Source organism: Massilia sp. (assembly GCF_031995545.1).
Classification (GTDB): Bacteria; Pseudomonadota; Gammaproteobacteria; order Burkholderiales; family Burkholderiaceae_D; genus Telluria.
This window is the reverse complement of sequence record NZ_DAMAGA010000021.1, coordinates 79,692-87,594: the sequence shown is the minus strand read 5'-3', so window position 1 is coordinate 87,594 and position 7,903 is coordinate 79,692. Positions and strand designations below refer to the sequence as shown.

The window sequence follows — 7,903 nt, the reverse complement described above, 5'->3', positions numbered from 1 at the left end:
AGGACCAAGACATGGAACATACCCTGCCGCCACTGCCGTACGCCAAGGATGCCCTGCAGCCGCACATCTCGGCCGAGACCCTGGAATACCACCACGGTAAGCACCACCAGACCTATGTGACCAACCTGAACAACATGATCAAGGGCACCGAGTTCGAAAACCTGTCCCTGGAAGAGATCATCAAGAAGTCGTCGGGTGGCGTGTTCAACAATTCCGCCCAGGTCTGGAACCACACCTTCTTCTGGAACTGCATGAGCCCGAACGGCGGCGGCGCACCGACCGGCAAGGCACTGGAATTGATCAACGCCAAGTGGGGTTCGGTCGAGAAGTTCAAGGAAGAATTCAACAAGGCCGCACTGGGCAACTTCGGTTCGGGCTGGACCTGGCTGGTGCAGAAGGCCGAAGGCAGCGTCGACATCGTCAACACCTCGGGCGCCGGCACCCCGCTGACCACCGAAGACAAGGCCCTGCTGACCGCCGACGTCTGGGAACACGCCTACTACATCGACTACCGCAACGCCCGCGCCAAGTTCCTGGAAGCGTTCTGGAATGTCGCTAACTGGGACTTCGTGAACAAGAACCTGGGCTGATTGCTGCCCCGCTGCTTCGACCTGAGTAAGTTCGGAACAGCATCATGAAGAACGGCCCGCTGTAGCAAGCGGGCCGTTTTCTTTGCAACGCGAATTCTCGCTAAAACAAAGGATGCATGTCGAGCCGGGTGCCGCCCAGTGCGCCATCGTAGCCGGGCAGCGCCGACAGCACGTCCTTGAACTCGCGGCTTGCCATGGCCGTCTGCGCTGACACCAATAGCGGCGTGTCCAGGGCAACCGCATGGCAGGCCAGAAAATACTGCTCGCGAATGATGGGGATGAAATCGAGATCGAAGCGGCGCGCCGCCGTCTCGACGCCAAAGCCGATGTCGGCCATGCCGCTGGCGACGTAGGCCGCCACCGCCGCGTGCGTGAATTCGGCGGTGCCGGAGCGGTTGATGACCGCTGGGTCGACGCCCAGGTTGGCCAATAACAGTTCAAGCAGCATCCTCGTACCCGAACCTTTCTGGCGGTTGACGAAGCGTAGTTCCGGGCGCGAAAGGTCGTCCAGACCCGTCACGTTATGCGGATTGCCCTTGGCCACGAAGATCCCTTGCATCCGATACGCGAGGTGCAGCAGCACATGCCGCTCGGGATCGAGCCAGGGGCGGTACTTGGCAGCAGCGGCCTGCTGAAACTCTCCCACCGGCAAATGAAAACCGGCCAGGTCGCATTCGCCGCGCGCCAGCGCCGCCACCGCATCGCTGCTGCCGCGATAATTGATGTCGACCGTGACGCCCTCTTCGTTCAGCTGCGTCACCAGCGCCGCCACCGCGAAACCGTGCGAGGCGGTCAGGCGCAGCACCTGGGCGTCGCCGACCAGCACCCGCGCCAACTCCTGCTGCAGTTCCGAAGCCAGGCTATCGAGCATGGGTGTCAGGCGCGCGTGAATGCGGCGGTCGGCCCACATCAGCTTTTCGGCGAGCGGCGACAGCACCGTGCCGCGTCCGCGCACTTTATGAACCAGCTCGACGCCGAACTGCGCCGAGAACTGCTGCAGCAAGCCCCAGGCATGGCGATAGGACATGCCGCGCGCGGTGGCGGCCTTGCTGATCGAACCGAGCTCGCTTACCGACACCAGCAAGTCGAGCAGCGCCGGCAGCGGGGTCGGCAGTCCGGAGGCATCGCGTACCACCCAATCGGGTCGGATCTCCACCTTCATCATATGCAAAATCCTTCATATTGAACGACTGCGAATCGGGTGCTACTCTGGTTTCACTATCCTAATAACTGACTTTATATATGTTCCTCGGAACATATACAAGGCACCCAGGAGACACGATGAACCCAGCAGACAGCCTTAGCGCCGACCGCATCATCGGCGACATTCTCGAACTCCATGCGCATTGCGGCGCCCTCGGCCAGGACGCGTTGCTGCCGGTGCTGCATGCGATCCAGGACCGCCTCGGTTTCGTCCCGCCCGACGCGGTCGAGGGCCTGGCCCATAGCTTCAACCTTTCTCGCGCCGAAGTCCATGGCGTGATCACCTTCTACCACCACTTCAAGACCACGCCGCCGGCACGCTGTACGGTGCAGATCTGCCGCGCCGAGGCTTGCCAGAGCATGGGCGGCGACGCGCTGCTGTCGCACGCCGAGCAGGCGCTGGGATGCGGTCTTCATGCCCACAGCGCCGACGGCGGCTTCGCGCTGGAACCGGTGTACTGCCTCGGCCAGTGCGCCACCGCACCGGCGATCATGATCAACGACTCCGTCCACGCACGCGTGACGCCGGCGCGCTTCGACCGGCTGCTCGCGAACGTAGCTCCCACCGTCACGGAGGCCGCATGAACACGCGCATTTATGTTCCGGCCGATTCGGCGGCGCTGGCCCTGGGCGCCGACGACGTCGCCGCCACTATTCGACAAGAAGCAGCGCGGCGCGGCATCGCCATCGACCTAATACGCAATGGCACCCGCGGCCTGCTGTACCTCGAACCGCTGGTCGAAGTCGACACCCCCGACGGCCGCATCGGATTCGGCAACGTCGATGCGAGCGATGTCGCCGCCCTGTTCGACACCGGTTTCCATAACGGTCGATCTACGCATCGCCTGGCACTAGGCCTCGTCGAGCAGATTCCCTATCTGGCGAAACAGACCCGCCTGACCTTCGCCCGCTGCGGCATCACCGATCCGCTGTCGCTCGACGACTATGTGGCGCACGGCGGCTATCGCGGCTTGCGCCAGGCCGTGGCGATGACGGGCGCTGACATCGTGGCCGCGGTGACGGCGTCGGGCCTGCGCGGACGCGGCGGCGCCGCCTTCCCTACCGGGATCAAATGGAACACGGTGCTGCGCGCTCCCGCTGTCCAGAAATACATCGTCTGCAATGCCGACGAAGGCGACTCCGGCACCTTCGCCGACCGCATCGTGATGGAAAGCGATCCGTTCGTGCTGATCGAAGGCATGACGATCGCCGGCCTGGCGGTCGGCGCCACCCGTGGCTTCATCTACGTGCGCAGCGAGTATCCGCATGCGATCGCCGCGCTGAATCACGCGATTGGCACCGCCACACGCGCCGGCTTGCTGGGACCGAACGTCGCCGCCAGCGGCCGCGCCTTCGAACTCGAAGTGCGCAAAGGCGCCGGCGCCTACATCTGCGGCGAAGAGACTGCCCTGCTGGAGAGCATCGAGGGCAAGCGCGGCGTGGTGCGCGCCAAGCCGCCGCTGCCCGCGCTCGCCGGCCTGTTCGGCCAGCCGACCGTGATCAACAACGTGCTGTCGCTGGCCTCGGTGCCGATCATCCTCGACAAGGGTGCGCAGTTCTATCAGGACTTCGGCATGGGCCGTTCGCGCGGCACGCTGCCGGTGCAGCTGGCCGGGAATATCAAGAACGGCGGCCTGATCGAACTGGCGTTCGGCGCCACGCTGCGCGAGATCCTGTACGACTATGGCGGCGGCAGCGCCAGCGGCCGGCCGATCAAGGCGGTGCAGGTGGGTGGTCCGCTGGGCGCCTATCTGCCGGAATCGCAGTGGGACACGCCGCTCGACTACGAAGCCTTCGCTTCGCTGTGGGCGGTACTGGGCCACGGCGGCATCGTGGTGCACGACGACAGCGCCGACATGGCGCGGCTGGCGCGCTACGCGATGGAATTCTGCGCGGTCGAATCGTGCGGCAAGTGCACGCCGTGCCGCATCGGTTCCACCCGCGGCGTGGAAGTGATCGACAAGATCCGCGCCGGCACCGAGCGTCCGCAGCAAGTCATTTTGCTGCGCAGCCTGTGTGACACCATGCTCAATGGTTCGCTGTGCGCCATGGGCGGCATGACGCCCTACCCGGTGCTGTCGGCACTGAACCACTTCCCGCAAGACTTCGGCCAGGTGGTTGGCGACCAGGTTGCCGCCTAGGAGAACACAATGATCGAAACCATCCTCACCCGCGATTTCGGCACGCCGGCGAAAGAAATCCACCTCGCCACCGAAATGATCACCCTCACCATCGACGGCGTCCAGGTCACCGTCCCGGCCGGGACCTCGCTGATGCGCGCCGCCGCCGAGAACAGCATCAACATCCCCAAGCTGTGCGCCACCGACAGCCTGGAACCGTTCGGCTCCTGCCGTCTGTGCCTGGTCGAGATCGAAGGCCGCCGGGGCTATCCTGCCTCCTGCACCACGCCGGCCGAAGCCGGCATGGTGGTGCGCACCCAGTCACCGAAGCTGCAGGAAGTGCGCAAGGGCGTGATGGAGCTGTACATTTCCGACCACCCGCTCGACTGCCTGACCTGCCCCGCCAACGGCAACTGCGAGCTGCAGGACATGGCCGGCGTTACCGGACTGCGCGAAGTGCGCTACGGCTACGATGGCGCCAACCACCTCAAGCTCAAGAAGGACGAGAGCAATCCCTACTTCACCTTCGATTCGTCGAAATGCATCGTCTGCAACCGCTGCGTGCGCGCCTGCGAAGAGACGCAAGGCACCTTCGCCCTGACCATCTCGGGACGCGGCTTCGATTCCCGCGTCGCGGCCGGACAGAGCGAACCGTTCATGCAATCCGAGTGCGTCTCGTGCGGCGCCTGCGTCGAAGCCTGCCCCACCGCCACGCTCACCGAAAAATCGATCATCTGGCTCGGCCAGGCCGAACACAGCATCACCACGACATGCGCCTATTGCGGCGTCGGTTGCTCGCTCAAGGCCGAGATGAAGGGCAACCAGGTGGTGCGCATGGTGCCGGCCAAGGACGGCAAGGCCAACGAGGGCCATGCCTGCGTCAAGGGCCGCTTCGCCTGGGGCTATGCTACCCACAAGGACCGCATCCTGAAGCCGATGATCCGGGCGAAGATCACCGATCCGTGGAAGGAAGTGTCGTGGGACGAAGCGCTCGACTACGCGGCATCGGAATTCAAGCGGATCCAGGCCAAGCACGGCCGTGACTCGATCGGCGGCATCGTCTCGTCGCGTTGCACCAACGAAGAAGGCTATCTGGTGCAGAAGCTGGTGCGCGCCGCGTTCGGCAACAACAACGTCGATACCTGCGCCCGCGTTTGCCACTCGCCGACCGGCTACGGCCTGAAGACGACGCTGGGCGAATCGGCCGGCACCCAGACCTTCAAGTCGGTGGAGAAGTCGGACGTGATCCTGGTCATCGGCGCCAACCCGACCGACGGCCACCCGGTGTTCGCTTCGCGCATGAAGAAGCGCCTGCGCCAGGGCGCGCGCCTGATCGTGATCGATCCGCGCCGCATCGACCTGGTCAAGTCGCCGCACATCCGCGCCCAGCACCACCTGCAGCTGCGCCCCGGCACCAATGTCGCGATGATCAGCGCACTGGCCCACGTGATCGTCACCGAAGGCCTGATGGCGGACGATTTCATCGCCGAGCGCTGCGACCTGCGCGCGTTCGAGCAGTGGCGCGCCTTCGTGGCGCAGCCCGACAATTCGCCGGAAGCGATGGAAGCGGTCACCGGCGTGCCGGCGCAGCAGGTGCGCGATGCCGCGCGCCTGTATGCGACGGGCGGCAACGGCGCCATCTTCTACGGCCTGGGCGTGACCGAACACGCGCAGGGATCGACCGCCGTGATGGGCATCGCCAACCTGGCCATGGCCACCGGTAACGTCGGGCTCGAAGGCGTGGGCGTCAATCCGCTGCGCGGGCAGAACAATGTGCAGGGTTCGTGCGACATCGGCTCGTTCCCGCACGAGCTGCCGGGCTACCGCCACGTGTCGGACACCACCGTGCGCACCCTGTTCGAGCAGGCCTGGGGCGTGCCGCTGCAGCCGGAGCCGGGCCTGCGCATTCCGAACATGTTCGAAGCGGCGCTGGACGGCAGCTTCATGGGCCTGTATTGCCAGGGCGAGGACATCGTCCAGTCCGACCCGAATACCCAGCACGTCACCGCGGCGCTGGAATCGATGGAGTGCATCGTGGTGCAGGATATCTTCCTCAACGAGACCGCCAAGTATGCTCACGTGCTGCTGCCCGGTTCCTCGTTCCTGGAAAAGGACGGCACCTTCACCAATGCCGAGCGGCGTATCTCGCGTGTGCGCAAGGTGATGCCGCCACGCGCCGGCTATGCCGACTGGGAAGTCACGGTGGCGCTGTCGAACCGTCTCGGCTATCCGATGAACTACCGCCATCCGTCCGAGATCATGGACGAGATCGCGAGCCTGACGCCGACCTTCACCGGCGTGAGCTACCAGCGCCTCGATGAACTGGGCAGCATCCAGTGGCCGTGCAACGAGAACGCGCCGCAAGGCACGCCGACCATGCACGTCGACGGTTTCGTGCGCGGCAAGGGACGCTTCATCATTACCCAGTACGTCGCCACCGACGAAAAGGTCACGCGCAAGTACCCGCTGATCCTGACCACCGGCCGCATCCTGTCGCAGTACAACGTCGGCGCCCAGACACGCAGGACCGAGAACGTGCGCTGGCACGCCGAAGACCGGCTCGAGATCCATCCGCACGACGCGCAGGAGCGCGGGATCGAGGACGGCCAGTGGGTCGGCATCCACAGCCGCGCCGGCGAGACCGTGCTGCGCGCGATGGTCACCGAGCGCATGCAGCCGGGCGTGGTTTACACCACCTTCCACTTCCCGGAATCTGGCGCCAACGTGATCACCACCGAGAACTCGGACTGGGCTACCAACTGCCCCGAATACAAGGTGACGGCGGTGCAGGTGATGCCGGTGCAGCAGCAATCGGATTGGCAGCTGGAGTATGCACGTTTCAACCAGGTGCAGCTGGGGTTGGCGGAGCCGGTCGCATGATGGGCGCTGCTGTGATGGACGCGAGCATCGGTGCGGCATCGGCCATCCACCACGCTGCCAGCGCGCGCCTGGCGGTGTGGCGCCATCGCGCGGGCGTACGCAGCAGCGCCCTGGACGAGCTGGCCGAGGAAGTGCCGGTGGCGCTCGAGTACAACGGCGTCTCGCACGCGGTGATGCTGGCGACGCCATGCGACCTGGAACAGTTCGCGCTCGGTTTCTCGCTGAGCGAAGGCATCGTCGCCTCGCCCGCCGAGTTCTATGACGTCGAGATCGAACACGGCGCCGCCGGCATCACTGCCCACATCGACATCGCCGCCGGCGCCTTCATGCGCCTGAAGGAGCGGCGTCGCAGCCTGGCCGGCCGCACCGGCTGCGGCCTGTGCGGGGTCGATAGCCTGGCCCAGGTGGTGCGCCCGCTGGTTTTTCTGGCGCCGGGCCAGCCTCTATCTGGAGCGGCGATTCGTCGTGCCCTGCTGGAAGCGAGGGGACGGCAGCCGCTGAATCGCCTCACCGGCGCCACCCATGCGGCACTATGGTGCGGCCGTGACGGCGTGCCGCACATGGTGTTCGAGGACGTCGGGCGGCACAACGCGCTGGATAAGCTGATCGGCGGCCTGCATGCCGGCCATGCCGACCTGGGCGACGGTTTTGTCCTGATCACCAGCCGCGCCAGCGTCGAGATGGTGCAGAAGGCAGCCACCGTTGGCATCGCCGCCATGGTGGCGATCTCCGCCCCTACTGCACTTGCGGTGCGCACTGCGCAGGCCTGCGGCCTGACCCTGGTCGCCTTCGCGCGCGGCGACGACTTCACCGCCTATGCGCATGGCGCCAACATCGATATGGAAACAGCATGAACATCGACAACCTGGTCACCATGGCCAACCAGATCGGCACCTTCTTCGAATCCTATCCGGACCGCCAGGAGGGACGCACGGAGATCGCCAACCACCTGCAGCGCTTCTGGGAACCGCGCATGCGCAGCCGGCTGTTCTCGCACATCGATGAGACCGAGGGCGAAGGACTCAATCCGATCGTGGTCGAGGCCTTGCTGGAGCACCGGCGCCAGCATATGCCGCCACCGCCGCCGGGCGGCGACGCCGGCTGAGTCCG

The 7,903-nt window shown here is 65.4% G+C and carries 7 protein-coding genes; 6 read left to right on the top strand and 1 reads right to left on the bottom strand.

The features are described from left to right. The first annotated feature begins 11 nt into the window (after positions 1 to 11). Positions 12 to 590, top strand: a complete 579-nt coding sequence (locus RTQ83_RS15350; protein WP_312516349.1) for a Fe-Mn family superoxide dismutase — start codon at positions 12 to 14, stop codon at positions 588 to 590. A gap of 100 nt (positions 591 to 690) precedes the next feature. On the opposite strand, the gene RTQ83_RS15345 is transcribed toward RTQ83_RS15350, so the two are convergent. Further along, entirely contained in the window at positions 691 to 1,755 is a 1,065-nt protein-coding gene (locus tag RTQ83_RS15345) for a substrate-binding domain-containing protein (RefSeq protein ID WP_312516345.1), read from the bottom strand. Positions 1,756 to 1,871: 116 nt separating this feature from the next. On the opposite strand from RTQ83_RS15345, the gene RTQ83_RS15340 reads away from it, so the two are divergent. Genes RTQ83_RS15340 through RTQ83_RS15320 form a run of 5 tightly spaced genes read left to right on the top strand, consistent with a single transcriptional unit; the run spans position 1,872 to position 7,898 of the window. Continuing rightward, positions 1,872 to 2,378, top strand: coding sequence for a formate dehydrogenase subunit gamma (locus RTQ83_RS15340; protein WP_312516343.1), 507 nt, complete (start codon positions 1,872 to 1,874; stop codon positions 2,376 to 2,378). After that, the gene (locus RTQ83_RS15335) at positions 2,375 to 3,934 is read left to right on the top strand and encodes an NADH-quinone oxidoreductase subunit NuoF (RefSeq protein WP_312516341.1); all 1,560 of its coding nucleotides are present in this window, start codon (positions 2,375 to 2,377) and stop codon (positions 3,932 to 3,934) included. Before RTQ83_RS15340 ends, RTQ83_RS15335 begins: the two co-directional genes overlap by 4 nt. Before the next feature lie 9 nt (positions 3,935 to 3,943). Further along, positions 3,944 to 6,793, top strand: coding sequence for a formate dehydrogenase subunit alpha (fdhF, locus tag RTQ83_RS15330; RefSeq protein WP_312516339.1), 2,850 nt, complete (start codon positions 3,944 to 3,946; stop codon positions 6,791 to 6,793). Beyond that, entirely contained in the window at positions 6,790 to 7,647 is an 858-nt protein-coding gene (gene fdhD / locus RTQ83_RS15325; protein WP_409456117.1) for a formate dehydrogenase accessory sulfurtransferase FdhD, read from the top strand. Before fdhF ends, fdhD begins: the two co-directional genes overlap by 4 nt. Further along, positions 7,644 to 7,898, top strand: coding sequence for a formate dehydrogenase subunit delta (locus tag RTQ83_RS15320; protein WP_312516337.1), 255 nt, complete (start codon positions 7,644 to 7,646; stop codon positions 7,896 to 7,898). Before fdhD ends, RTQ83_RS15320 begins: the two co-directional genes overlap by 4 nt. Positions 7,899 to 7,903: the final 5 nt, after the last annotated feature.

Bases quoted from the DNA above. Each gene is read 5' to 3' on its own strand.
- RTQ83_RS15350 (WP_312516349.1), top strand. From the start codon at position 12: ATGGAACATACCCTGCCGCCACTGCCGTACGCCAAGGATGCCCTGCAG.
- RTQ83_RS15345 (WP_312516345.1), bottom strand. From the start codon at position 1,755: ATGATGAAGGTGGAGATCCGACCCGATTGGGTGGTACGCGATGCCTCC.
- RTQ83_RS15340 (WP_312516343.1), top strand. From the start codon at position 1,872: ATGAACCCAGCAGACAGCCTTAGCGCCGACCGCATCATCGGCGACATT.
- RTQ83_RS15335 (WP_312516341.1), top strand. From the start codon at position 2,375: ATGAACACGCGCATTTATGTTCCGGCCGATTCGGCGGCGCTGGCCCTG.
- fdhF (WP_312516339.1), top strand. From the start codon at position 3,944: ATGATCGAAACCATCCTCACCCGCGATTTCGGCACGCCGGCGAAAGAA.
- fdhD (WP_409456117.1), top strand. From the start codon at position 6,790: ATGATGGGCGCTGCTGTGATGGACGCGAGCATCGGTGCGGCATCGGCC.
- RTQ83_RS15320 (WP_312516337.1), top strand. From the start codon at position 7,644: ATGAACATCGACAACCTGGTCACCATGGCCAACCAGATCGGCACCTTC.